A 24,233-nucleotide genomic window follows, 5' to 3' on the forward strand; every position below is an offset into this window, starting at 1 on the left:
GGTTGTCCTTGTCCCCGCCGCGCACTGCTGGTGGCGCGGCGGTCAGCTGAAGAGGGGGAGGGGCGGATCCGCCGGCGGATGCCGGGCGGTGGGTTCCGCTCAGGACCGGTGTACTTGCAGCTCGTGCAGATCGGGCGCCGGATGCGGACCGTCGAGCAGCCCGGCGGGCACCACCCTGGGCAGTGCCTCGGCCGCCGGCGTGAGTGGTGAAGCGGCCGGCTGCGGATGCGGCGGCGGGTTCGGCAGCTGGGCGTCCTGGGGGCAGTACGGGTGGCTGGAACAGCCGTTGTCACGGCGCGGCGGCTCGCCGTCGGCCGTGCACCACGTCCAGTGCCGCTGCTCCTCGGCACGCTGGCGCCGGTCGGACGCCTTGGTGACGGGGCCGGTGTGCGGGGCGTGGCCGGAGGCCGCCGTGGCGGTGACGGTGGTCGGTGCCGGTCGGGCGTGCGCGCCGACCGCCTTCGCCTGGCCCGCGCACGGCAGCGCCGTGAGCAGCGCGACCAGCAGCAGGACCCACAGCGCAGCCGCCGGGCGGCCCGCCGGTGCGGCCCTCCCCGGTCGGGGTGAGCTGGGGGCCGACGCGGTCATGCGCACATTTAATCAGCCGAACGAGTGAAGCGATGCCCCTCCTCCACCCCCATTTTCGGCCGCTCCCGGGACCGAACGCCCAGGAAACGCCCTGCTCCGGGCACATCCGGCAAGCATGGACGGAACGGGACCGAACGCGGCGGTCAACGTGGTGCCGAAAGCGGCGGTGAACCCGGCGGTGAACGTGTCTTGGGCGCGCGGTGGGGGTGGCGGCGGATGCGGTGGCCGGGAACATCCCGCGGCTGACCGGTTGTCGCCGAAACCCGGACAGCGTCGTTGCACTTGGAGACAATGACGTCGAGTCCGGCCCCGCCGGGGGCGGCGCGACCACGGACCGACCAGGAGCCGCCAGATGAGCACGCAGGGTGCACCCGCACAGCCGCACCGGTCGGACGACGGCTGGTGGGACACGGTCTACGACGGCCCGGCGGGCACCCTCCCCGACACTCCGCACGCCGACCCCGGCGACGGCAGCGTGGACGACTGGTTCGACACGGCGGTCGGCCTCATCGGGCGGCAGCGTACGGCCGAGCCGGTACTGGAGCCGGTCCCGGTCCCGGAGCCCGAGCCCGAGCCCGAGCCGGAACCGGAACCGGAACCTGTGGCGGACGAGGTGCTCGAACGGGACAGCATCGACGACTGGTTCGACACCGCGATCGGCGTCATCGGCGACCAGTGGACGGACACCACGGAGACCCACACGTTCCCCGCCCCGTCCTTCGCCCCCGATGCCCCGAAGCCCGAACTCGCCCCGGCCCCGGTCTCCCTGGACAAGCCCGCCCCCGAACCGGCTCCTGAACCGGCCCCTGAGCCCGAGCCGGAACCAGCCCCCTTAGCGCCGGCCGCCGCCGAGGAGCCCGAAGCGGCACCGGCACCCGAGGCCGAGGCCCAGGCCGAACCGGAACCCGCCCCGGCCCCCGCACCCGAACCGGACACCCCTGTCACCGCCACCGTCCCCGACCCGCGCCCGGCCGTCCGCTCGCCGCTCGCCGACAGCGGGCCCGCCGTGCCGCACATCGGCGAACGGCCGCCGACCTACGGGCCGGAGCCGACCGCCGTACCGGAATCGGACCCGGGCGCGCTCGGGGCGCTCGTACCGGACACCGTCCTGGAGGGCGCGCAGTACGGGCCGTCCGTTCTGCGCGCGGTCTCCGTCCGTGGCGACTCTGCCCGCTACCGGGGCGAGTCGCGCCGGGACACACTGCTGATCACCAGGTTCGGGGACGGTCCGGACGGGCTGCTGCTCGCCGTGCTCGCCGGCATCGACCGGACCGGCACCGCCGCGGACGAGGCGGTCGCCCCGGAGGCCGTCGCCACCAGCACCGGGGAGGCCTGCCGCCAACTGGCCGCCGCGATCGGCCGCAGCCGGGAGGGCCTGGCCGCCGACCTGCGCGACGGCGCCCGGGACCGGCTCCGCTACGGCCTCCAGCGGCTCGCCACCGGTGCCGTCGCGCCGCTGCGCGCGCTGGCGCCCAAGGGGGAGGGAGACGGCGCGCCGTCCCCGGCCTCGCTGCACTGCCTGTTGCTGTCACTCGACCCGGCGGCCGGCCACCGGGCGGCCTTCGGCGTCGGCCCGGGCGGGCTCTACCTGCTGCGCTCCGGCCACTGGATCGACGCGTACGCGGCTCGCCTGCTGCACCACCCGGACGGCCCGCAGCAGCCGTCGGAGGAACCGCGGCCGTTCCGCTTCCGGCTCGTCCCCGCCACCCCCGGCGACGTCCTGCTGCTCTGCACCCCCGGCCTGGCCCGCCCGATCGCCGACGAGCCGGCCGTCGCCCACTTCCTCTCCACCCACTGGGCCCACCCGCACCCACCCGGCACCGTCGACTTCCTCCGCCAGGTCCAGGTCCGCGCCAAGGGCTACGCCGACGACCGCACGGCCGCCGCCATCTGGACCGAATGATGCTCCGCGGCCGGGAGCTTCACCCTGTGTCATCGAGGTACCGGTCGACCGCCCGCCCCGGGGCCGCCGTCGGCGAGTGGCTCGTCCGGAGCCAGGGAGCGGATGCGCGGTATCGGTGAGGGGAGCAGCCAGAGCAGCGACAGTGTTCCTCCGACGGCGGCCGCGATCAGGGTGGTCCTGAGTCCGACGAGGGTGGCGAGCATGCCTCCGGCGATGGCACCGATGGGGCGTATGCCGTAGTTCACCGTGCTGTAGGCGCCGGCCACGCGACTGCGCATGCCGTCCGGTATGACCGCGGCCTGCAGGGAGTTGAGGTTGACGTCGAACAGCATCACGCCGATTCCGGCGAGGAACTCTGCGATGCCCAGGGCCCCTGCGCGGGCCCACGTGGGACCGCTCGCGGTGGCGGCGATGGCGATGGGGGCCGGGAAGAGTACGGCGCCTGCCGCGATGCTGCGTCCCACGCCGATCCGTCGCGAGATCCTCGGGGCTATCACCGCGCCCGCGAGAGCTCCGGTCGATCCGATTCCGAATGCCAGCCCGATGGTTCCTGCGGAAAGGCCGAGTACCCGGTCGGCGAACAGGACGGTCAAGCCGGTGCTTGACACGAAAGTGAAGAAGTTGACGGTCGTCGCGCAGCCGAGGCTCGCCCTCAGTACCGGGTGACGGAAGACGAAGACCAGCCCCTCTCCGGCCCGCCGCAGCAGCGACGGTCCTGCCGTCTCGCTGGCAGCGATGGCCGGCTCGTCGACCCGGATCGGCCCGAGCAGGGCTGCCGAGGCCAGGAAGGACAGGGCATCGGCGATCACGGCGACGGGCGCGGTCAGGGCCTGGACGAGGGCGCCGCCCACCGCGGGGCCGAGGACGAAGGAAGCGGACCGGCTGGCGCTGAGCTTGCTGTTCGCGTCGACGTAGGACGAGCGTGGCACGAGGTGGGCGAAGAAGGGCGGATAGGCGGTGTTGAACAGCACCGCCGCGGCGCCGGTCAGCAACGCCACGGCATACAACTGGAGAAGCGTCACGGTGCCCAACAGGTATGCGGCGGGCAGGGTGAGCAGCACGCACGCGCGTATCAGATCGGCGAGGATCATCAAGCGGCGCTTGTGGACGCGGTGGTCGACCCAGGCCCCCAGCACGATGGCGAGAAGATTCGGGGCCCAGGCAAGCGCGGTCAGCCACGCGACCTGGCCGGCCGAGGCGTGCAGCGCCGCCACGGCGATCAGGGGTAACGCCAGTTCGGAGATCCGGTCGCCGAACTGCGAAACCGATTGCCCGGCCCAGAAGCGAACGAAGCGCCGATCCCGCCACAGTGATATCGAGGGGGCCGTGTCCAGTGGGGAGTTCATGCCGTGTCGCCCGTCCGCTCCTCGGCGGCCTCCGGCAGGACGTAGCGCAGCAGCCGGACGCCACGGCTGCCGCTCGGCCGCTGCGCCGGGTCGCGCGTCACATAGGGCGCGAGGACGCTTTCGATCGCGTCCTCGATGGCCGCGAGTTCCTCGGGGGACACCACTACGCGGGTGTTTGCCAGCCCCGCGGGCTGGCGCCACACCTGATCGAGTCCGGGTTCGGTCTCGGTCACCCACCGATGCGGCAGGCCGGCGGAACGGGCGAACATCTCCCGGGACAGCACTCGTGCGGCGGACTGGCCCTCTTCGTCCTCCGGCGTCTCGAATCGGAAACCCCGTGCCGCGGCCTCCCATCGCCGCTCCCGGCGATCCGGTCCGGCCTCGGCGTCGCGGACCAGCCCGAAGCCCGCCAGGTGGCGCAGATGCCAGCTGGTCACGGACGGGGTGGCTCCGACATCCGGTGACAACTGCGTCGCCGTCGCCGGCCCGTGCCGTTGCAGACGTTCGAGGATCGCGAGCCGTACCGGATGCGCCAACGCTCGCATGGTCTTCGGGTCAGTGATCTCGATATCGCCCAGGCGATTCCCATGCTCCATGTTGCGAGAGTGTTCTCTCATAATGTGTGAGAGTCAACTCTCACACGTTGCCCGGTGCCGTTGAACTCCTTGGAGTGGCCTTCGCGGGCTGGTTCGGAACGGATGTCGACGGTCTTGCTCGGCGGTCGGGCCACCGAACTGCTCGGCGTCTCCCCGGGCGCCCTGTGCAGCCGCATCTCTCGGCGGCAATTTCTGTACCTCGACTACTCGCACCTGCAGTGGCAGCAGCGGTGGCAGTTCGGCGGCGGGGCGGCCGAGCCCGCGCGCGGGAAGTCGGCCGGGTCGACTTCCTGTGCGGCCGGCCGCGCGTCCAAATATGTAGACCGGTCGGTACATTTTTTGTCCGCGCCCACGGAACCGGATGCCGCCGGCAGCCGCCGGCGGCCTCGGCGGGTCGGGGTCAGGCGCGGAGGAGGATGGTGGTGACGGCGGTGGCCTGGGTGAGGGCGGCGGGGCGGTGGGACTCCGGGAGGCCGATGGCGATGGGGACGGCCAGGCCGTCGAGGAGGGCGCGGATCTGGGCGGCGCGGTCGGCGGCGGGCCCGGGGGTGAAGTGGCGGGTGGCGGTGCCCTCCTCGATGAGGGTGACCAGGTCGGCCTGCCAGGGCGCCTCGATCTCCTGCTGTCCCCGGCGGATCTCGGCGCTGGTGGGCGAGCGCCCCCACACCTCGACCCAGAGGATCCAGCGCGGATCGCCCGCCCCCTCGGGCAGGTAGAGGCGCAGGTAGGCGTCGAGCCGCTGCCAGGGGTCGCGGGAGCGGTCGGCGAGGGCGTCGCGGCGGCGGGCGCCGAGCTGGTCCTCGCTCCAGCGGAGGGTCTCCAGCAGCAGCTGGTCCTTGCTGCCGAAGTAGTAGAGCAGGTGTCCGGCGCTCATCTGGAGCTGCTTGCCGAGCCCGGCCATGGTGAGTTTGGCGAGCCCGTGTTCGGCGATCGCGGCCCGGGCGGTGGCGAAGACCTCCTCGCGGGGGCGCGCCGGTCGGCGCGGGCGGGCGTCCGCCATGTGTGTCGCTCTCCCTCGGTGGAACGGGTCCGTACGCCACCGGATCGGGGAGGCGTCCCCGCTCCGGTGGTCGGGGATCAGACGGCCTTCGGCTGCTGCTGGGTGATGCAGTGGATTCCGCCGCCGTTGGCGAAGATCTCGCGGGCGTCGACGAGTTCGACGGTGCGCCCCGGGTAGGCCCGGCCGAGGATGGCGGCGGCCTCCTGGTCGCGCGGGTCGTCGAAGGCACACAGGACCACCGCGCCGTTGGCCACGTAGTGGTTGATGTAGGAGTAGTCGACCGGTTCGCCGTCCTCGTCCAGCAGGACGGTGGGGGCGGGCAGTTCGATGACCTCCAGCGGCCGACCCTGGGCGTCGGTGGCGGCACGCAGGATGGCGACGAGCTCCTGACAGACCGCGTGGTCCGGGTGGGAGGGGTCCGGCTGGACGTGGGCGACGACGACACCGGGGCGCACGAAGGAGGCGACGATGTCGATGTGCCCGCGGGTGCCGAACTCGTCGTAGTCGCGGGTGAGCCCGCGCGGCAGCCAGATCGCCTTGGTGGTGCCGAGGAAGGCGTGCAGCTCGGCCTCGACCTCCTCCTTGGTCCAGTCGGCGTTGCGGCCCTCGCCGAGCTGGACGGTCTCGGTGACCAGCACCGTGCCCTCGCCGTCGACGTGGATGCCGCCGCCCTCGTTGATCAGCCGGGAGGCGAAGCGTTGAACCTTCGTCAGTTCGCTGATGTGCTCGGCGATGTACTGGTCCTTGTCCCAGCGGGCCCAGGACTGGGCGCCCCAGCCGTTGAAGATCCAGTCGGCGGCGGCCAGCGAGCCCTTGCCGTCGATCAGGAAGGACGGGCCGATGTCGCGCATCCAGGCGTCGTCGAGCGGGCGCTCGACGATCTCGACCTGCTCGGAGACGTACGTGCGGGCCTCCGCCGTCTCGCCGGTGTTGACGATCAGCGTGACCGGCTCGTACCGGACGATGGTGTTGGCGACGGCAGCCCAGGCCTCGCGGCCCGCGTGCAGGTTCTCGGGGCTGTCGAAGGTGGGGTTGGTGGTCGGGAAGGCCATCCAGGTGCGGTCGTGCGGGTGCCACTCGGCGGGCATCCGGTAGCCGAGGGAGGCAGGCGTGGGCGTGGTCATCTGGAGGTCCTTGGGGGGAAGGTGGGGGGAGGGTCAGAGGAAGTAGAGGCGGCTGAGCGAGACGCTGTCCGCGGGTTCGGAGCGCAGCGGCGCGCCGTCCAGCGAGACCAGCCCGGTCTCGGTGACGTCGACCTGGCCGACCCGGGCGTTGCGGACCATGTCGCGCGGGCCGATGCCGCGGGTGCCCCGGACGCCGACGCGGCGGCGGCGGGTGGGCAGGCCGTCGGCGGGGCGGTCGAGGTAGGCGCCGTCGGCGGCCGCCTGGGCGACGAAGGCGACGGAGATGTCGGCGGCGGTGGCGCCGTGGGCGCCGAACTGGGGGCCGAGGACGAGGGGTTCGCAGCGGTCGGTGGAGGCGTTGGGGTCGCCGACCACGCCGTAGGCGGGGAAGCCGGCCTTGAGGACGAGCTGGGGTTTGGCGCCGAAGTGGTCGGGGCGCCACAGGACGATGTCGGCGAGTTTGCCGGTCTCGATCGAGCCGACCTCGTGGGCGAGGCCGTGGGCGATGGCGGGGTTGATGGTGAGTTTGGCGATGTAGCGCAGGACGCGCTCGTTGTCGTCGCCGCTCTCGGTGGTGCCGTATCCACCGTCCAGGGGGCCGAGTTCGGCCTTCATCTTGCCGGCCATGGCGAAGGTGCGGCGTACGGTCTCGCCGGCGCGGCCCATGCCCTGGGCGTCGGAGGAGGTGATGCCGATGACGCCGAGGTCGTGCAGGACGTCCTCGGCGCCCATGGTGCCGGCGCGGATGCGGTCGCGGGCCATGGCGGCGTCGCCGGGCAGGTCGGTCTTGAGGTCGTGGGCGGAGACGATCATGCCGAAGTGCTCGCCCAGGGCGTCCCGGCCGAAGGGCAGGGTGGGGTTGGTGGAGGAGCCGATGACGTTCGGCACGCCGGCCATCTTGAGGACGTTGGGGACGTGTCCGCCGCCGCAGCCCTCGATGTGGAAGGCGTGGATCGTACGGCCCTCCAGCACCTTCAGCGTGTCCTCGACGGAGAGGCACTCGTTCAGGCCGTCGGTGTGCAGGGCGACCTGGACGTCGTACTCCTCGGCGACACGCAGCGCGGTGTCCAGGGCGCGGGTGTGGGCGCCCATGTCCTCGTGGACCTTGAACCCGGAGGCGCCGCCCTCGACCAGGGCCTCGACGAGCGGTGCCTCGTCGGAGGAGGAACCGCGGCCCAGGAAGCCGATGTTGACGGGCCAGGCGTCGAAGGCATTGAAGGCGTGCCGAAGTGCCCAGGGGGAGTTGACGCCGACGCCCCAGACGGGGCCGAACTCCTGGCCGATGATGGTGGTGACGCCGGAGGCCAGCGAGGCCTCCATGATCCGCGGCGACAGCAGGTGGACGTGGGTGTCGATGGCGCCTGCGGTGGCGATCAGACCCTCGCCGGAGACGATGGTGGTGCCGGTGCCGACCACGACGTCCACACCCGCCAGGGTGTCGGGGTTGCCGGCGCGTCCGATGGCGGCGATGCGGCCGTCGATCAGGCCGATCGAGGTCTTGCGGATGCCCTGGACGGCGTCGATGACCAGCACGTTGCTGATGACGACGTCGCAGGTGTCGCGGACGGCGGCGGCCTTGAGGTGCAGGCCGTCACGGGCGGTCTTGCCGAAGCCGGCCAGGAACTCCTCGCCGGGCTCCTGGGAGTCGGACTCGACCCGGACGATCAGTCCGCTGTCGCCGAGCCGGATCCGGTCACCGGCACGGGGGCCGTGCACCGAGATGTAGTCGTGGGGGGAGATGGACGTCACGACGGCACCTCCGCGTCGTCGAAGCTGGTCAGGTAGCCGGTCGCGCGGGCCTTGGCCAGGGCGGCCTGCTTCGCGCCGGGCGCGTCCAGCGGGCCGTCGACGAGGCCGGCGAAGCCGATCGCGACGCGCTCGCCGCCGATCGGCACCAGGCCGACCTGGACGGTGGCGCCCGGGTCGAAGCGCACCGAGGAACCGGCCGGGACGGCCAGGTGGGTGCCGTAGGCGGCGGCGCGGTCGAAGGCGAGGCGCGGGTTGGCCTCGAAGAAGTGGAAGTGCGAGGTGACCGAGATCGGCACCTCGGAGGTGTTGTGGACGGGGAGCAGCACCGTCTCCTCGACCGGGTCGTAGCCGGCGCCGTCGCCGATCAGCGCGCCGCCGGGGGCTTCGTCGCCGAGCGAGCCGGCGCCCTTGAAGGGGTCGTTGACGACGGCCAGGCGGGTGCCGTCGTCGAAGACGGCCTCGACCTGGACGACGGTGACGACGTCCGGTACGCCGGGCAGTACGTCGTCGGCGGTCAGCACGCTGCGGCCGGCCTCGATGGCCTCGGCCAGTCGCCTGCCGTCGCGGGCGGCCTCGCAGACGGTGTCCGCGATCAGGGCGGTCGCCTCGGGGATGTTGAGGCGTACGCCCCGGGCGCGGCGGGCGCGGGCCAGCTCGGCTGCTGTGAAGATCAGCAGTCGGTCCCGCTCGGTGGGGGTCAGTCGCACGGTTCCTCGCTCGCGGTCGCCGGGGGGAGGGGGGTCGGCTTCGGAACGATGTTAGAACGTCATTCAAACATCTCGGGCCATTGAACCCGGACCGGGCCGCCGTGTCCAGCGTTGCCCGTCCGGTGGGGTTCGGCTCGCCGGGCGGGCGCCGGGGTGAGACCGGCCGTGTGCCGGGTTGGGGCTGGCTACGTGGCGGGGGCGAGACCGGCCGCGCGGCGGGGGAGGCACCCGCGCGGAGGGGCACTCGCACGGAGGGGCGGGGGCGGGCGCCGCGACCCGGCTGGGGCCCGGCGCGCGGCGGGGCGCGGCGGGGAGCGGGAGGACGGCGGGTACCGGCGCCCGGGCTCCGGGTGTGCGCGGGATCGGGCGGGGGTGGGATCGAAAACAGGCTCTGCGCTTCGCAAACCTGTCCGGCGCGGGCAGTTGGATCACGTGAACCTCCCCGTGCCCCTTTCACCCCACGTGATCGGACGCACACTGTTGCAAACGCCGTCAACTGGGCATGAGGATGAGTGGTCAGAACGAGGGGGCCACCCGGCCGGCGGGGGATCCGGAGGCGGGGGCCTGGATTTGAGGGCGGGGGCATGTGTTGATGGACGGTCAGTCGCGATTCCCGCGGCAGCGGACGGGTTCGGGCGACGCCTACCGGTCCGGGCCCGCCCAGGGTCCGGTCGGCGGCACCGGGACGACCTTGCCGGGGACTTCGGCCCCCGGCTGCGCCCTGCACCGACGGTTGCACCTGACGCTCGACCCGGCCGACCTGGTCGCGGTCGGCTCGGTCCGGCGGCGGCTGCGGACGGCGCTCAGTCACTGGGGGGTGCCGGAGCTGTCGGACACCGCCGAGCTGCTCTCCTCCGAGCTGGTGACCAACGCACTGCTGCACACCGGCAAGGGCGCGGTGTTCGACGCGGTGCTGGGGTCGGACCACCGGCTGCGGATCGAGGTGCAGGACGGCACGACCCGGCTGCCGGGTCGGCGCCGCGATCCGGACGCCGAGTACGCGACCTCGGGGCGCGGCCTGCTGTTGGTGGAGGCGCTCGCGGACGCGTGGGGCGTGCAGTTGAGAGGTGACGGCAAGGTCACCTGGTTCGAACTCGCCCTGCCCTGAGCCCGTCCACCTGAGCCGGTCCACCCGAACCCGTCCACCGCATTGTTCGGCGCCGATTCATTCGCCGTCGAAGGATGCCCGGAACAGAAGGCGGAGCGGAAGATTTCCGGTCCGTTACCATTGCCGCCCGGCCGAACATTGGACAGGATGGTGGGAATGTGTGTCCACGTGCGGGAAGCAGCGGGGAGACCGAACCTCGACCGACCACCGCTCGTCGACACCGTCCCATCCAGCACCACCCACCACACCGCCACGCGGCCCGTCCGGACGGTCGGCGCGGTCCGCCACGGCAGCGGCAGGAGCAGCATGCCCACTGAGCCCGAGTCGCCGGGGCCGGCGCTCCCTCCCGGTGCGTCCACCGTCGAACCGCAGCAGGCAGCCGCCACCCACGCCGAGCCCAGTACGGCCGAGCCCAGCCCCGCCGGTCCCACCACACCCGGTCCCGTCACGGCAGGCCCCACCACGGCCGGTCGCCCCACCGCCACCGGCGCAGCCCGGGCGAAGCCGCCCGCGCAGGCGGTGCGCCGGCACTCGCTGCGCACGGCGCCCGGGGTCGCCGGACGGCTGGCGCCGGTGCTCCCCGGCGGGCTGCCGCCCGCCTCCGCGGACACCATGCCGGACTGGCTGGAGCCCGCGATGGCCGCCAACGGCATCGGCTCCTTCGACTGGGACATCCGCCGCGACGTCCTGGAGGGCGACCAGCGCGCCTGCGCGATCATCGGCCTGGACACCATGGACCAGGGCCGCTTCGACCGCACCGCCGGCTCCTTCCTGGCCCTGCTGCACCCCGAGGACGCGCCGGTGGTGCGCCGCCGGGTCGAGCGCGCGGTGGCCGAGCTGGGCCAGTGCGGCGCCTACTACCGCACCGTCGGGCCGAACGGCACCATGCGCGCGGTGCGCTTCCGTGGCCGGGTGCTCGCGGACGCCTTCGGTCGGGCCTCCCGGATGGTGGGCTTCGTCTGGGACGCCACCGTCGAACTGCACAAGCGCGACCGCGCCGACCGGATGGCCCTGCTGCGCGAGGATCGCTCCCGGTTCATCAAGGAGGCGGCGCGCGCCCTCTCCGAGGCGGTCACCGTCCGTGACGTGGCCCGGGTGTTCACCGAGCTGCCGCTGCCCGGCCTGCCGCCGGACGGCCTGGTGCTGGCCTCCTTCGAGGCCGGCCGGGCCCAGATCCTCGGCGCCTCCGGCTACCGGACCGAGGCGCTGGCGTTCTGGGACCGCACGGTGCTGCCGGCCGGGCACCCGGCGGCCGAGGCACTGCGCCACCGGGCGCCGGTGTTCATCCCGACCCGCGAGGAGTTCCGCGAGGGCTACCCCGCGGTGTGGGAGCCGACCAGCCGCACCGGCCGCGGCTCCTGGGCGTTCCTGCCGCTGGTGGCCAGCGGCCGGGCGATCGGCGTGTGCGTGGTCAGCTTCGACGACGAGCGCGAGCTGGACGCGGACGAGCGCACCCTGCTGTCCACCCTGGGCGGCTTGGTCGCGCAGTCCCTGGCCCGGGCCCGACTGCACGACGCAGAGCACGAGTTGGCGGCCGGTCTGCAGCGGGTGATGCTGCCGCGCACCGTGCCGTCCATCCCGGGCGTGACGACCGCCGTGCGCTACCTGGCGGCCGGTTCCGGCCTGCAGATCGGCGGCGACTGGTACGACGTGGTGCCGCTGCCGGGCGGGCACGTCGGCCTGGTGATCGGGGACGTCCAGGGGCACGACGTGCACGCCGCCGGGATCATGGGTCAGCTGCGGATCGCGCTGCGCGCCTACGCGGCCGAGGGGCACCCGCCGGCCGCGGTGATGGCCCGCGCCTCCCGCTTCCTCGCCGACCTGGACACCGACCACTTCGCGACCTGCACCTACGCCGAGGTCAACGTGGACTACGGCGTGGTCTACGCGGTCCGGGCCGGCCACCTCGACCCGGTGGTGCGCCGCGCGGACGGCACCGCCGCCGTGGTGCCGGTGGCCGGCGGGCTGCCGCTGGGCATCGACCCGGACCAGGAGTACCGGGTCACCCGGTTCAGCCTGGACCCGGGTGAGACCGTGCTGCTCTGTACCGACGGCCTGGTCGAGGCACGCGGCATGGACCTGGACGAGGGCATCGCCCGGCTCACCCGGGCGCTCGGCCGCCCGTTGCCGCCCGCCGCGGAGGCGGCCCGCGACCCGCTGGAGGACCTGGCCGACCGGATCGCCTCCCAGGCCGCCGACTCCAGCGACCGCGAGGACGACATAGCGCTGCTGCTCCTGCGCTGGGACGGCCCGGCCGGCGGTCTGGCCGCCCAGCAGCTGCGCCGCCGGATCGGCCAGGCCGACCTGGCGCGGATCTCCGAGGTCCGGGCGGAGCTGCGGGACGCGCTGCGGCGCTGGGGCGTCGCGGAGTTCATCGACACCGCCGAGCTGCTCTCCTCCGAGCTGGTCACCAACGCCATCCGGCACACCGACCGGGACGCCATGTTCACCGCCCGGCTCTACCGGGAGCCGGCCTCGGACGGTGGCCGGGCCCGGCTGCGGGTCGAGGTGGAGGACGAGTCGGACCTGTGGCCGACCCGCCGGACGCCGGGGGAGCAGGCCTCGTCCGGGCGCGGGCTGATGCTGGTCGAGGCGCTGGCGGACGCGTGGGGGGTGGAACCGCGCGGGTCCGGCAAGCGGATGTGGTTCGAGCTCAGCGTCACCCCCGCGGCCTGAGCCGCGCTCCGGGCCGTGGCCCGCGCGGTGGCCCGCGCCGCGTTCGCGGCCGCGCTCCGAGCTGCGTTCGCAGCCGCGGCCCGCACCTCGCTCTCAGCCGTGGCCCGCGCGCCGCGGTGCGGGCGTGCGGCGGGGTCCGCCGATGCCCCGCCGCCGGTCACCCGAACTGCTGCTCCAGGTCCTTCAGTTTGCGCTCCAGCGAGTCCAGCCGCGGCAGCGTCACGGTGTCCTCGTCGAGCGTCAGGTCGATGGTGCGGCGCTCCGGACGGGCGGGCAGGCCCGGCTGCACCACCGCGCCCTCGGCGGCCTCGACCTCACGCGGGCCGGCGGGCTGCTCCGCCCCGGGCCCGCCGGCTATGGCGGGCTCCGATCCGGACTCCAACTGCCGTGCACCGTTGCCGCGTTGGCGCCAGGTGCCGGTGCTGCGGCTGATCGCCCGGATCTCCGCCCGCTCGCGGCGGCCGGCGAGCCTGCGGCGCTCCCGCTCCGCGGCCTTCTCCCGCTTGTCCTCGCGGACCTCGTCGACCGCCTCGTCGAGGCTGCGGACGCCTTCCAGCAGCATCAGCGACCAGGCCGCGTAGGTCTCGCGCGGGGCGCGCAGCCAGCGGACGATGCGGATCTGCGGCAGCGGGCGGGGGACGAGCCCCTGCTCGCGCAGGGCGGCCCGGCGGGTCTGCTTGAGCGCCCGGTCGAACAGGATGGCCGCCGAGAGGGACATGCCGGAGAAGAACTGCGGCGCGCCGGCGTGGCCGAAGCCGCGCGGGGCGTGCACCCAGTTGAACCAGGCGGAGGCGCCGGCGAACAGCCAGACCAGCAGCCGGGAGCCGAGTGCGGCGTCGCCGTGGCTGGCCTCGCGGACGGCGAGCACCGAGCAGAACATCGCGGCGCCGTCCAGACCGAACGGGACGAGGTACTCCCAGCCGCCGGACAGCCCCAGGTTCTGCACCCCGAAGCCGACCAGCCCGTGGAACGAGAGCGCGGCCGCGACGCCGGCGCAGCAGAACAGCAGCGTGTAGGAGGCGCCGCCGTACAGGGATTCCTTGCGACGTCGCCGTTCCTCGGAACGCTCCCAGGAATCCGGCCCGTTGGCGGGCGCGGATCCCCGGCTCCGGACCAGGGCCACCAGGAGCGCGCTGACCAGCAGCCCCGCACCTCCGGTGACGGCCCAGCCGGGCGGTACGTCGGACAATTTCATCGCCGGAACCAGCCTCGCTTTCCTGCGTCGCGTTCCTGCGTCGTGATGGCGGGGACCATCATGGCGGATGCTCGGCGGGGGAATGGCTGATTCGCAGTCAATGCGCTGAGTAGAGGGATTTCTGACCCCACGGCAATCGCATTGTCGTATGAATGCGAAGCGGGTTGTTCCCGGAATTCCGGGCTTTCCGGATCTGATATCGCACGGATATTCGTCAACCTCGCATGACGCGGGGGCAGCCGCCGCACATGTCCTCCGGTTGCGCGGTGTAGACGAGGCAGCAACTGGCCCGGGCCCGGTCGGTGCCCGAGGCATCGCCGCACCCGGCGGCCGCCGCGGCGAAACCGGCACCCGGGGTGAAGGGGGCCGGGACCGGAGCGGGGGCGCCGGGCGCGCCGGGCGTGCGCTCCGGAGCCGTCGCCCGGTCGCCCGCCGGCGGGGGCTCCAGCAGCGCGGACAGCTCGGCGCGCGCCCGCTCCTCCTCGCCGAGCAGCCCGCCGACGTGCCAGAGCCCCTCCACCGCGGCGTCCGTGGCCATCGCCCACAGTACCCGCGGCCCGCGCCGCACCTCGGGGCGGAAGGCGGCCAGCAGCGGCTCCAGGAACCCGCCCAGCGCGCCGCGCAGTTCGGCGGCCAGCGCGTTCTCGTCCGGCACCGTACGGGCCTGCGGCGCCCCGGCCGCCGGGTCGTCCGGCAGGCAGGCGAAGGCGTCCGGGCGGACCGTCAGCTCCACCGTGCCGGTGCCGCGGCGCACCGAGACGTCCGCCGGGGCGAGCAGTGGGACGCGCCGCTCCAGGAACCACGGCGCCGTGAACAGCAGCGAGACCGGCCAGACCATGCGGTGCAGGCCGAAGCCGGCCGCCACGTCCGGGCGCAGCGGCCGCCCGTAGCGGTCGAGGCCCTGCCGGGCGTCGTGGGCGATCAGCTCGCGGAGCGCCTCGGGCCGGGCGGCCAGGTCGGCGGCGGGGATCCAGCCGTCGCCGCGGCGGGGCGGGGCGCAGCGCACCCGTACGACGGGGGCGAGCACGGTCAGCCGGTGGTACGAGGTCGCGCCGGGGGCGGTGCCGGCCGGCGCGGGGGCGAGGGCGTGCGCCTCGGTGGTGCGGGGGGCGCGCGGCGTGGGGCCGGGCCGGGTGCTGCTCGCGGTCATGGGCGGGCCCCATCGGGTCGACCGGGGCCGCTCATGGACCGCCCGGCGGTGCCCGGGCGGGGTGGTGGTGGCCGCCGGGCCCGGCCGGACCGGGGCATGGCGGTGCCCGGGGAACGGCAAGGCGACCTGGCCGGGGCACTGCTCGCCCCAGCCAGGTTAGGCTCACCTTAGCTGATCCTTCCCCGGGTCTCGCGGGTGATGCGCCCGTCCGGGGGAGGCCCCGGCGCGCGGGCGGTGCCCAACTGGCGCGCGAGCCAGACCGGCACCCCGCCCAGCGCGTGCACCAGTCGCGCCGCCTCGGCCCGCAACCGGGCCGCCTCGGCCGGCTCGGACACCTCGGCGAGCGCCGCGAGGGCCGGCGCCACCCCCACCGTGAAGCCGAGTTGCTCGCGCAGCCGCAGCGAGGCGTCGAAGCCCTCGCGGGCGTTGCCGCGGTCCCCCCGGGCGAGCGCCAGCGCCGCCAGGTGGCGCCAGGTGTACGAGCGCAGCAGTTCGTCCCCGCGCTCGCCCGCGCCGTCGTGCGCCCGGCGGTAGGCGATCCAGGCGGCACTGCGGTCGCGCAGCAGGTTCTCGGCGACCAGCCCGCGCCGGAAGTCCAGCAGCGGGCGGCCCGGCGCGTCCGGCGGCAGCAGGGCCGAGGTGCGCCCGAGCGCCGCCTGCGCCTCGTCCAGCCGGTCCCGTGGACCGAGCACGCTGGCCACGTACGCCAGGAAGCCGCGGGCGCAGGCTGCGCCCGCGCGCTGCTCGGTGCTGGTCGCGACGGCCTCCGCGAGGCGGAGCGCCTGTTCCGCCTGGGTCCACTGCGCGGCGGTGAACAGGCATTGCTCGATGAGGAGTTCGGCCCGTGCCAGCGCCGTCGTCGGGTCCTGTTCGGCGGCCGGGCGCAACAGTTCGGCCGCTTCCTGCCAGCACCCCCGGGACCTCAGTCGCCACACGGTGTCGCCCGGTTCCTCCGCTTCCGCCCGCCCCCGCCCGTTCGGGCCGTTCGGGCCCCATCCGTGCTCTGACAACGCCACCTCCTTGTGTGCGCCATCCAGCAGGGCACGGGCCCGCCCCACCCGCGTCGCCGTCGGCTCCCGTCGGCATGGCGACGGTGACGGCAGCGCAAAGGCCCGCGCTGTGGCGGCAATTCAACACGGGGGTGAGCTTGTGCACCAGATCACGAGCGGAGGTTCTTGCGTTCGCGGCGGACTTGATCTAGAGGACGTCCGTCGGTCAGGACGTCCAGCCGGTCTCCATCAGGGCCTCGGCGGCGCCGTTGGCGGGCTGCGGCACCCCCGCCAGATCCAGGCTGAACAGGGCGACCAGCAACTGCTCGCCGCGTACGGTGGCCTGGTGCGAGTAGCCAGCCAGGGTGAACATCGCGGCGGCCATCTCCTCGGCGTGCAGGGTCTGCAGCCACAGGCACTCCACCGACTTCACGTCGGCCGGCTCGGTCCAGGTGTCCACCTGGGCGACCATCCGGCTGCCCAGCAGGGTGACCCCGTCGCGTTCCTGGGCCTCGGTCAGTTCCAGGTCGTCGAAGCCGAGCCACTCCAGGTAGCGGGCGGCGGTGAACACCGCGTCCTGCGAGGTGCGCACCGGGTGCGGGCGGAACGGCGTGCGGTGGCGGAACGGCTTGGCCTGCCCGCCGGGGCCGCCGGGCGGGGCGGGCACCGGCGCGCCCATCGGGTGGGCCGGGTACGGGCGGGAGGCCTGCGGGCCGGGGGTGGCGAGCGGGCCGGCCGTACCGGTGCCGAGCCGGGTCGTGCGGTCCACCGGCAGCCGGACGGTGGCGCCGCAGTTGCAGGTGAACTCGGGCTGCGGCCACTGGTCGGAGCGGCCGCAATGGGGGCAGCGCATGCTCAGCCAGGAGTCCTCCCAGGACCGGAACCGCACCTGCACCGGCACCCCGCCGCGCAGCAGCGGCACCTTCAGCGAGGCGCCGCACGGACAGGGCAGCGACGGTGGTTCGTAGAGGTGCTCGCGGCGGCAGGCGGGGCAGCGGATCGCCCGGGCGCCACCGCCCGCCCCGGGCCCTGGCCGCGCGGGGTCGTGTCCGGTGAAGTCGTCGGGCAGTCCGGCCATCGCGGGCTCCGTCCGTTCGAGTCGGGTGGTGGGACGGTTTCCATGCTCCCCGAAACGGTGGGCGCTTGGCGCGGAATGGGGCAATCCTCAGGGATGGATCAGGGGTGTGCGCCCGGTCGGTGCCCGCTGCGGGTGCTTCGGGCACCCGGCCCGGCCGGGGCGGTCAGCCGGCGGACCAGCGGGCCAGGTCGGCGGGGGTGTCCAGGTCGTCCGGGACGGCGACGTCGGCGCACTCGACGAGCGTGATCCGGTCCGCGTGCGAGGCCAGCAGGGCGCGGGCGCCCGCGTCTCCGGACGCGCCCGCCGCCGCCTCCGCGAAGTACCGGGCGCCGATCAGCACCGGGTGCCCGCGCCGCCCGTCGTAGGCCGCCGCGGCCAGCTCCGCGCCCGCCCGGTGCGCGGCCAGCAGCCGGGACACCGCGGCCGCCGTGACGCCCGGGGTGTCCACCAGCATCACCAGGGCCGCCGACACCCCCTCCGGCAGGGCCGCCAGCCCGGCGCGCAGCGAGGAGCCCATGCCGCCCGCCCAGTCCGGGTTGGCCACCAGCCGGCAGCCCGGCAGGTGCGCCGTCGAGCGGACCCGCTCGCCGTCCGCGCCGAGCACCACCGTCACCTCGGCGCAGCCGCCCGCCCGGACCACCGCCACCGCGTGTTCGACCAGCGGTCGGCCCGCGTACCGGATGAGCGCCTTGGGACGCCCGCCGAGGCGCCGCCCGCCCCCGGCGGCGAGCACCAGCGCGGCGACGGGGCCGGGGTGAGCTTCGGTGTTCTGCATGGGCCAAGCTTGCCCGCCCGGGCCCGCCGGCGCGCAGCCGTATCAACCTACAGTTGTACGAATCCACAAGGAGAACCCGCAGGTCGCGGCCGGTCCCCGGCGGTTCGGCCGCTGGCCGTGCGGCCCGCCAGCCCCTGTACTGGGTCGATGAACACCGCACCGCGCCCGCTGGTGGACCGCTTCGGTCGGGTCCACACCGATCTGCGGGTCTCGTTGACCGATCGCTGCAATCTGCGCTGCACGTACTGCATGCCGGCCGAGGGGCTGGACTGGCTGCCGAAGGCGGAGGTGCTGAGCGACGACGAGGTGGTGCGGTTGGTGCGGATCGCGGTGGGGCGGTTGGGGATCGCCTCGGTGCGGTTGACCGGTGGGGAGCCGTTGCTGCGGCGGGGCCTGCCGGAGCTGGTGGGGCGGATCGCGGCGCTGGGGCCGGAGGTGTCGCTGACCACCAACGGGATCGGGCTGGCCCGTACGGCGGTGGCGCTGCGCGAGGCGGGGCTGCACCGGGTGAACGTCAGCCTGGACACGCTGCGCCCCGAGCGGTACGCGGAGATCACGCGGCGGGACCGGATCGGGGACGTGTTCGCGGGGTTGGCCGCGGCCCGGGCGGCGGGGCTGGCACCGGTGAAGGTGAACGCGGTGCCGGTGCGCGGGGTCAACGACGACGAGATCGTGCCGCTGGCCGAGTTCGCGGTCGAGCACGGGTATGCGATGCGGTTCATCGAGTCGATGCCGTTGGACGCGCAGGGCGCCTGGGACCGCTCGACGATGGTCAGCGCGGACGAGATCCTGGCCGCGCTCGGCGCCCGCTTCGAGCTCGTCCCGGTCGGGCGCCGCGGCAACGCCCCGGCGCAGGAGTGGCGGGTCGCGGGCACGGACGCCGTGATCGGGGTGATCGCCTCCGTCACCCGGCCGTTCTGCGGAGGCTGCGACCGGGTCCGCCTGACCGCCGACGGCCAGCTGCGCAACTGCCTGTTCGCCACCGGGGAGTCCGACCTGCGCGCCCTGTTGCGCGGCGGCTCGGACGAGGACCGGATCGAGGCCGCGTGGCGCGCCTCCATCACCGGCAAGGGGCCCGGACACGCCGTCAACTCCGCCGACTTCGTCCGGCCCGACCGCCCGATGTCGGCCATCGGCGGCTGAGCCGGGCGGCGTGCGCGCGGTGTGCGCGCGGTGTGAGCTTCGACATGGTCGACGGGGTTCGCGTGGCGCCGTCTTGACCTGCTCTTGGGGTGGCTGATCTGCTGGTTCGCCGTCAACCCACCCCAGCACCCGGGAGTTCTCCGTGCCCGCCCGCCGCACCGCCCTGTCCGCCGCCACCGTGTTCCTGATATGCGCCCTCGCACTGGCCGGGTGGTTGCTCGGCGGCCGCGACCACCAGGCCGGCGACTCCGCCGCCCCCGCCGGGGGCCTGGGCGCCAGCCCGCTGCAGAACCCGGACGGCACCAAGCCCGGCCTGGCCCCGCTGACCACACCCGAGGAGCAGAAGGCCGGCCGGGACGTCATCGCCAAGGTCGCCACCGCCGCCGCCGGCCCCAAGGACGGCTACGACCGCAACGAGTTCGGCCCCGCCTGGACGGACAACGTCGAGGGCGTCCCGCTCGGCCACAACAACTGCGACACCCGCAACGACCTGCTCGCCCGCGACGGCACCGCCGTCGAGCGCAAGGACGGCTCGAACTGCGTCGTCACCGCGATGACCATCCACGACCCGTACACCGGCCAGAACGTGCAGTGGACCAAGCAGCAGGCCACGAAGATCCAGATCGACCACGTGATGCCGCTCTCCTACGACTGGCAGATGGGCGCCGCCAAGTGGGACAAGGCCAAGCGGGTCCAGATCGCCAACGACCCGCTCAACCTGATCCCCGCCGACGGCTCCCAGAACGCCTCCAAGGGCGACTCCGGCCCGGCCTCCTGGCTCCCCGCCAACACGGCCGTCCGCTGCTCCTACGCCGTCCGCTTCGCCCAGGTCTCGCTCACGTACCAGCTCCCCGTCACCACCGCCGACAAGCAGGCCATGCTCCAGCAGTGCGGAGGCTGACGAATCGTTCCAGCGGGAGCGGCCGCCGGTGCGGGTGAGGGTGCGGATGCGACCGGGGCGGGCGGCAGGTGATATTGGTGGGCGGTGATCCCGAAGATCCCCAGGCGTCTGCTGCCCGCCCTGCTCGCCGCCCTGCTCGTGCCGACGGCGGGCTGCACCGCGCCGCCGGCACCGGGCCGCGGACCGGCCGCCGGCGCGTCCGCCCGGCAGCCCCGGGACCTGGTGCCCCGGACGGCCCCTCCCGCGCTCGCGGCGCTGTACCTGCAGCCGCTGGACTGGAAGCCGTGCCCGGACCGGCCGGAGGCCGAACCCGGCGAGCCGGAGCTGCGGTGCGCCGGGCTCAAGGTCCCGCTGGACTACGCCGACCCGGGTGGCGAGAAGATCGAGATCGCCGTCGCCCGGGCCCGCACCAGCAAGGCCGACCGGCGGCTCGGCACGCTGGTGCTCAACCCCGGGGGGCCGGGCAACTCCGGGGTGGACAAGGTGTTCTGGGACTGGGAGTCGTTTCGCGGCACCGTGTCGGACCACTTCGACCTGGTCGGCTTCGACCCGCGCGGCGCCGGGCGCACCACCCCCGTGCACTGCCTCGACGACCGCACCCGGGACGAGTGGAACAGCACCGACGACCCCGGCTACGACCGCGGCCGGGTCCTCGCCGACGCCTGCGGGGCCCGGCAGGCCACGCTGCTGCCCCACCTCGGCACCCGTGACACCGCCCGCGACCTGGACGTGCTGCGCGGGGCCCTGGGCGAGCGGCGGCTCGACTTCCTCGGCAGCTCCTACGGCACGTACCTCGGCGCCCTCTACGCCGAGCAGTTCCCCGAGTGGACCGGCCGCCTCGTCCTGGACGGCGCCGTCGAGCGCAGCCTCGACCCGGTCCGGCTGAACGGCGAGGCGGCCGCCGCCGCCGAGACCGCCCTGCGGGACTTCGCCGCCGACTGCGCGGGCCTCGACGGCTGCCCGCTCGGCCGGGACCGCGCCACCGCCCCGCAGCGGCTCGCCGGCTTCCTGGACGGCCTGCGCGAGCACCCGCTGAGCACCGGCGACGGCCGCCGCCTCACCGCCACCCTGGCCTGGAACGCCACCCTCGACGTCCTCTACGACGGCCGGCGCTCCTGGGAGCGGCTGCGCCGGGCCCTCGACCCGGCGATCACCCGCGGCGACGGCGCCGAACTGCTCGCGCTCGCCGACCGGGCCAACGGCCGCGACGAGGACGGCCGTTACGCCACCACGGCGGACGCCTTCGCCGCCATCACCTGTGCGGACGCCCTGATGGCCCCCACCGACGAGGACCTGCGCACCGCCCGTGCCGAACTCGCCGCCCGCGCCCCGCTGATGAGCCGGCACGACGTCCGGGCGGCGCTGCTCGCCCCGGACTGCCGTCCCTGGCCGTTCCGCACCGCCGAACGCCCGTCCCGGATCCGGGCGGAGGGCAGCGCGCCGATCCTGGTGATCGGCTCCACCGGCGACCCGGTCACGCCGTACGTGTGGGCGCAGCGGATGGCCTCCGGCTTCGCCCACGGGGTGCTGCTCACCCGGGACGGCGACGGGCACACCGGGTACGACAAGAGCGACTGCGTGCGGGAGGCGGTGGCCGCCTTCCTGGTGGACGGCACGCTGCCCGCGGCCGGGACACACTGCCCGTCGGACTGACGGGGCGCGGCGGCCGGGGGCGACCGTCAGGGGGTGGGGGAAACACGAAGGGGGCGCACCGCAGGCTGCGGTGCGCCCCCTGGAGGACGGTCAGGAGAGCGGGGCCGTCAGGTCGTAGAAGGTGGTGGAGCCGACCGTCTTCGCGGTGAAGTGGCTCGTCACCCAGCTCTCGATCTGGGCGCTCTCGGACTCCTGCGCCCCGGTGTCGCCCCGTCCGCTCTCGGCTCCGCCGAAGCCGCGGTGGGAGCCGCCGGCGATGAACCAGTGCACCTTGCCCTCCTGGACGTACTTCTGGAAGCCGGCCAGGCTGAGCGAGGGGTCCGTACCGTTGAAGCCGCCGAGGGCCATCACCGGCTTTCCGGTGGCGAGTTGGTAGCTGGCGGCGTTCTGCGAGCCGTTGGTGGCGGCCGCCCAGGTGTACTGGTCGGCGTTCTCCTTGAGCAGGGCGGAGGCCTCCTCGCTCACCTTGGTGCCGCCGAGCAGGCCGCCCATGCCGCCGGGGTCCTCGCCGGTGCCGGGGGTTCCGCTGCCGGGGTTGGTACCGGTGCCGCGGTCGCGGTGGCCGGTGCCGCCGTTGAACCCGCCCTTGCCGCCGCCGCCGAACCCGCCGCCGCCGAACCCGCCGGTGCCGCCGCCGTTGAAGCCCTGCCAGCCGCCGTTGCCACCGCCGTCGAAGCCGCCGGCGCCGCCGCCGTTGCCCCCGCCGGGGACCCCCGGAGCGCCGCCGTTCTGCCCGCCGCCGGGCTGGAACATCCGGCCGCCGCCCGCGAAGCCCTTCCCGCCGGGCCGGCCGCCGCCGCCCGGGCCGAAGGAGCCCCGTACGGCCGGCCCGGCCGTCACGATGGAGCCGCTGTGCGCCGTGTTGACGGTGTCCACCGCGTACGCCGCCGGCCCGCCGAGCGCCGCCGCCAGGCCCACCAGGCCCGCCACGGAGGCGATCCGCGCGCCCACCCGTCCGGAGGCCTTCCCGACGAGCTGTCCGGCGACCAGCGCGGCCGCCGCCGCCAGCCCGCCGACCAGCACCACCCAGCGCAGCCAGGGCACGAACTGAGCGCTGCGCCCGAGCAGGACGTACGCCCAGACCGCCGTCACCGCGAGGGTCCCGGCCAGCACCAGCGCCCACGGCAGCCGGTGCCGGGCCCGCCACAGCCCGTCCACGCCCATGCCGACCAGCGCCGCGACGGCCGGGGCGAGCGCCACCGTGTAGTACTGGTGGAAGATCCCGGACATGAAGCTGAACACCAGCGCGGTGGAGAGCAGCGCGCCGCCCCAGACCAGGAACGCCGCGCGGGCGGTGTCGGCACGGGCGTGGCGGCGGGTCGCCCAGAGGGCGGCGACCAGCAGGATCAGCGCGGCCGGCAGCAGCCAGGCGATCTGCCCGCCGATGTCGCCGCCGAACAGCCGGGTGAGGCCGGTCTGACCCCAGCCGCGGCCGCCGCGCATCGCCCCGCCCGGCAGGTCGAGCCCGGCCGGGAGCCGCCCGCCGCCGCCGACGCTGCCGGTCTCGTCGCCGTTGATCCGGCCGAGGCCGTTGTAGCCGAAGGTGAGGGAGAGGAAGCTGTTGTCCTGCGAGCCGCCGACGTACGGGCGGGCCGAGGCCGGCAGCAGTTGGACCACGGCCACCCACCAGCCGCCGGCGAGCACCATGGCCGCGCCCGCGACCAGCAGCTGCCGCGCCCGCCGCCACAGGCCGGTGGGCGCGACGACCAGGTAGACCAGCGCGAAGGCCGGCAGCACGAGGAAGGCCTGCAGGGTCTTGGTGAGGAAGGCCAGTCCGAACATCACCCCGGTGAACACCAGCCAGCGGGTGCCCGCCGCCTCGATGGCCCGCACCAGCCCGTACGCGGCCAGGGTGAGCAGCAGCGCCAGCAGCGCGTCCGGGTTGTTGAAGCGGAACATCAGCGCCGCGACCGGGGTGAGCGCCAGCACGGCCCCGGCCAGCAGGCCGCCGAGCGGGGAGAAGCGGCGGCGCACCGTCGCGTACACGACGCCGACGGTGGCGGCGCCCATCAGCGCCTGCGGGGCGAGCAGGGACCAGGAGGAGAGGCCGAAGATCCGCACCGAGAGGGCCATCGGCCACAGCGACATCGGGGGCTTGTCGACGGTGATGAAGTTCCCGGCGTCGGAGGAGCCGAAGAAGAAGGCCTTCCAGCTCTGGCTGCCGGCCTGGACGGCGGCCGAGTAGAAGGCGTTGGCCCAGCCGGAGGCGCTCAGGCCCCACAGGTAGAGGACGACGGTCGCGCCCAGCAGTGCCAGCAGGGCCGGGCGCACCCAGCGCGGGTCGTCCGCGCGCCCGCGCCAGGCGCGGGCGGGGAGGGTGCGCAGCCGGCCGGACCAGGAGGCGGGGCCCTTGGGGCCGACGGGCGGCAGGGGCTGCTCGGGGAAGAGCGGCGCCGGGGCCGGCCGGGCCGGGTCCGGCTGCGGCACCTCCGGCGGCGGGAAGTTCGCGGCCTCCGGCCACGGTTCGCCGGCCGGAGGGGAGTAGCTGGTCGTGGTCATGCGCCATACCGTGCGTGGCGTGGCTGAGAGGAGTGTGAGACGCGGCTGTGAGG

19 protein-coding genes are annotated in these 24,233 nt (G+C 74.5%); 6 read left to right on the forward strand and 13 right to left on the reverse strand.

What is annotated here, in order from left to right:
* Nucleotides 1-99 precede the first annotated feature (99 nt).
* Nucleotides 100-588, reverse strand: coding sequence for a hypothetical protein (locus ACIO5E_RS03115; RefSeq protein WP_400662965.1), 489 nt, complete (start codon nt 586-588; stop codon nt 100-102).
* Between the two features lie 352 nt (nt 589-940).
* On the opposite strand from ACIO5E_RS03115, the gene ACIO5E_RS03120 reads away from it, so the two are divergent.
* Nucleotides 941-2,491: a hypothetical protein gene (locus ACIO5E_RS03120; protein ID WP_400662967.1), complete on the forward strand. Its 1,551-nt coding sequence runs from the start codon at nt 941-943 to the stop codon at nt 2,489-2,491.
* A 29-nt stretch (nt 2,492-2,520) separates the two neighbouring features.
* Here ACIO5E_RS03120 and ACIO5E_RS03125 read toward each other — a convergent pair whose 3' ends face one another.
* From ACIO5E_RS03125 to ACIO5E_RS03150, 6 genes are all read right to left on the reverse strand, one after another.
* A complete protein-coding gene (locus ACIO5E_RS03125) occupies nt 2,521-3,837 on the reverse strand; it encodes an MFS transporter (RefSeq protein ID WP_400662970.1) in 1,317 nt (438 codons plus the stop codon).
* A complete protein-coding gene (locus ACIO5E_RS03130; protein ID WP_400662973.1) occupies nt 3,834-4,433 on the reverse strand; it encodes an ArsR/SmtB family transcription factor in 600 nt (199 codons plus the stop codon). The genes ACIO5E_RS03125 and ACIO5E_RS03130 overlap by 4 nt, the downstream gene beginning before the upstream one ends.
* Nucleotides 4,434-4,833: 400 nt before the next feature.
* Entirely contained in the window at nt 4,834-5,433 is a 600-nt protein-coding gene (locus tag ACIO5E_RS03135) for a TetR/AcrR family transcriptional regulator (RefSeq protein WP_400662976.1), read from the reverse strand.
* 77 nt (nt 5,434-5,510) lie between these two features.
* On the reverse strand, nt 5,511-6,557 hold the full coding sequence (locus ACIO5E_RS03140; protein ID WP_400662979.1) for an agmatine/peptidylarginine deiminase: 1,047 nt from the start codon (nt 6,555-6,557) through the stop codon (nt 5,511-5,513).
* Nucleotides 6,558-6,590: 33 nt separating this feature from the next.
* Nucleotides 6,591-8,306, reverse strand: coding sequence for an urease subunit alpha (locus ACIO5E_RS03145; protein WP_400662982.1), 1,716 nt, complete (start codon nt 8,304-8,306; stop codon nt 6,591-6,593).
* Complete coding sequence (locus ACIO5E_RS03150) at nt 8,303-9,013, reverse strand: urease subunit gamma (protein ID WP_400662985.1); 711 nt, start codon at nt 9,011-9,013, stop codon at nt 8,303-8,305. The genes ACIO5E_RS03145 and ACIO5E_RS03150 overlap by 4 nt, the downstream gene beginning before the upstream one ends.
* A 691-nt stretch (nt 9,014-9,704) precedes the next feature.
* Here ACIO5E_RS03150 and ACIO5E_RS03155 point away from each other — a divergent pair.
* Both ACIO5E_RS03155 and ACIO5E_RS03160 read left to right on the forward strand, forming a co-directional pair.
* The gene (locus ACIO5E_RS03155; protein ID WP_400662988.1) at nt 9,705-10,121 is read left to right on the forward strand and encodes an ATP-binding protein; all 417 of its coding nucleotides are present in this window, start codon (nt 9,705-9,707) and stop codon (nt 10,119-10,121) included.
* A 306-nt stretch (nt 10,122-10,427) separates the two neighbouring features.
* Nucleotides 10,428-12,797 carry a SpoIIE family protein phosphatase gene (locus ACIO5E_RS03160; RefSeq protein ID WP_400662991.1) on the forward strand — a complete coding sequence of 790 codons (2,370 nt, stop codon included), beginning with the start codon at nt 10,428-10,430 and terminating at the stop codon, nt 12,795-12,797.
* A 157-nt stretch (nt 12,798-12,954) separates the two neighbouring features.
* Here the strand turns inward: ACIO5E_RS03160 and ACIO5E_RS03165 are convergent, their stop codons facing one another.
* The 5 genes from ACIO5E_RS03165 to ACIO5E_RS03185 all read right to left on the reverse strand — a co-directional run bounded on the left by ACIO5E_RS03165 (nt 12,955) and on the right by ACIO5E_RS03185 (nt 17,984).
* Nucleotides 12,955-13,992, reverse strand: a complete 1,038-nt coding sequence (locus ACIO5E_RS03165) for a DUF2637 domain-containing protein (protein ID WP_400662993.1) — start codon at nt 13,990-13,992, stop codon at nt 12,955-12,957.
* A 214-nt stretch (nt 13,993-14,206) separates the two neighbouring features.
* A complete protein-coding gene (locus ACIO5E_RS03170) occupies nt 14,207-15,142 on the reverse strand; it encodes a (2Fe-2S)-binding protein (RefSeq protein ID WP_400662995.1) in 936 nt (311 codons plus the stop codon).
* A 167-nt stretch (nt 15,143-15,309) separates the two neighbouring features.
* Nucleotides 15,310-16,152 (reverse strand): hypothetical protein, encoded by an 843-nt coding sequence (locus tag ACIO5E_RS03175; RefSeq protein ID WP_400662998.1) that lies wholly within the window; start codon nt 16,150-16,152, stop codon nt 15,310-15,312.
* 205 nt (nt 16,153-16,357) lie between these two features.
* Complete coding sequence (locus ACIO5E_RS03180; protein WP_400663000.1) at nt 16,358-17,209, reverse strand: hypothetical protein; 852 nt, start codon at nt 17,207-17,209, stop codon at nt 16,358-16,360.
* Nucleotides 17,210-17,372: 163 nt separating this feature from the next.
* Nucleotides 17,373-17,984, reverse strand: coding sequence for an NTP transferase domain-containing protein (locus tag ACIO5E_RS03185; RefSeq protein WP_400663002.1), 612 nt, complete (start codon nt 17,982-17,984; stop codon nt 17,373-17,375).
* A gap of 147 nt (nt 17,985-18,131) precedes the next feature.
* On the opposite strand from ACIO5E_RS03185, the gene moaA reads away from it, so the two are divergent.
* The 3 genes from moaA (at nt 18,132) to ACIO5E_RS03200 (ending at nt 21,681) form a co-directional block, all read left to right on the forward strand.
* Nucleotides 18,132-19,127 carry a GTP 3',8-cyclase MoaA gene (gene moaA, locus ACIO5E_RS03190; protein ID WP_400663004.1) on the forward strand — a complete coding sequence of 332 codons (996 nt, stop codon included), beginning with the start codon at nt 18,132-18,134 and terminating at the stop codon, nt 19,125-19,127.
* A 142-nt stretch (nt 19,128-19,269) separates the two neighbouring features.
* Nucleotides 19,270-20,028 (forward strand): HNH endonuclease family protein, encoded by a 759-nt coding sequence (locus ACIO5E_RS03195; protein ID WP_400663006.1) that lies wholly within the window; start codon nt 19,270-19,272, stop codon nt 20,026-20,028.
* An 84-nt stretch (nt 20,029-20,112) separates the two neighbouring features.
* A complete protein-coding gene (locus ACIO5E_RS03200) occupies nt 20,113-21,681 on the forward strand; it encodes an alpha/beta hydrolase (protein WP_400663009.1) in 1,569 nt (522 codons plus the stop codon).
* A 90-nt stretch (nt 21,682-21,771) separates the two neighbouring features.
* On the opposite strand, the gene ACIO5E_RS03205 is transcribed toward ACIO5E_RS03200, so the two are convergent.
* Complete coding sequence (locus tag ACIO5E_RS03205; protein WP_400663012.1) at nt 21,772-24,180, reverse strand: ArnT family glycosyltransferase; 2,409 nt, start codon at nt 24,178-24,180, stop codon at nt 21,772-21,774.
* Nucleotides 24,181-24,233: the final 53 nt, after the last annotated feature.

The organism is Kitasatospora sp. NPDC087314 (genome assembly GCF_044744365.1).
Lineage (GTDB): Bacteria > Actinomycetota > Actinomycetes > Streptomycetales > Streptomycetaceae > Kitasatospora.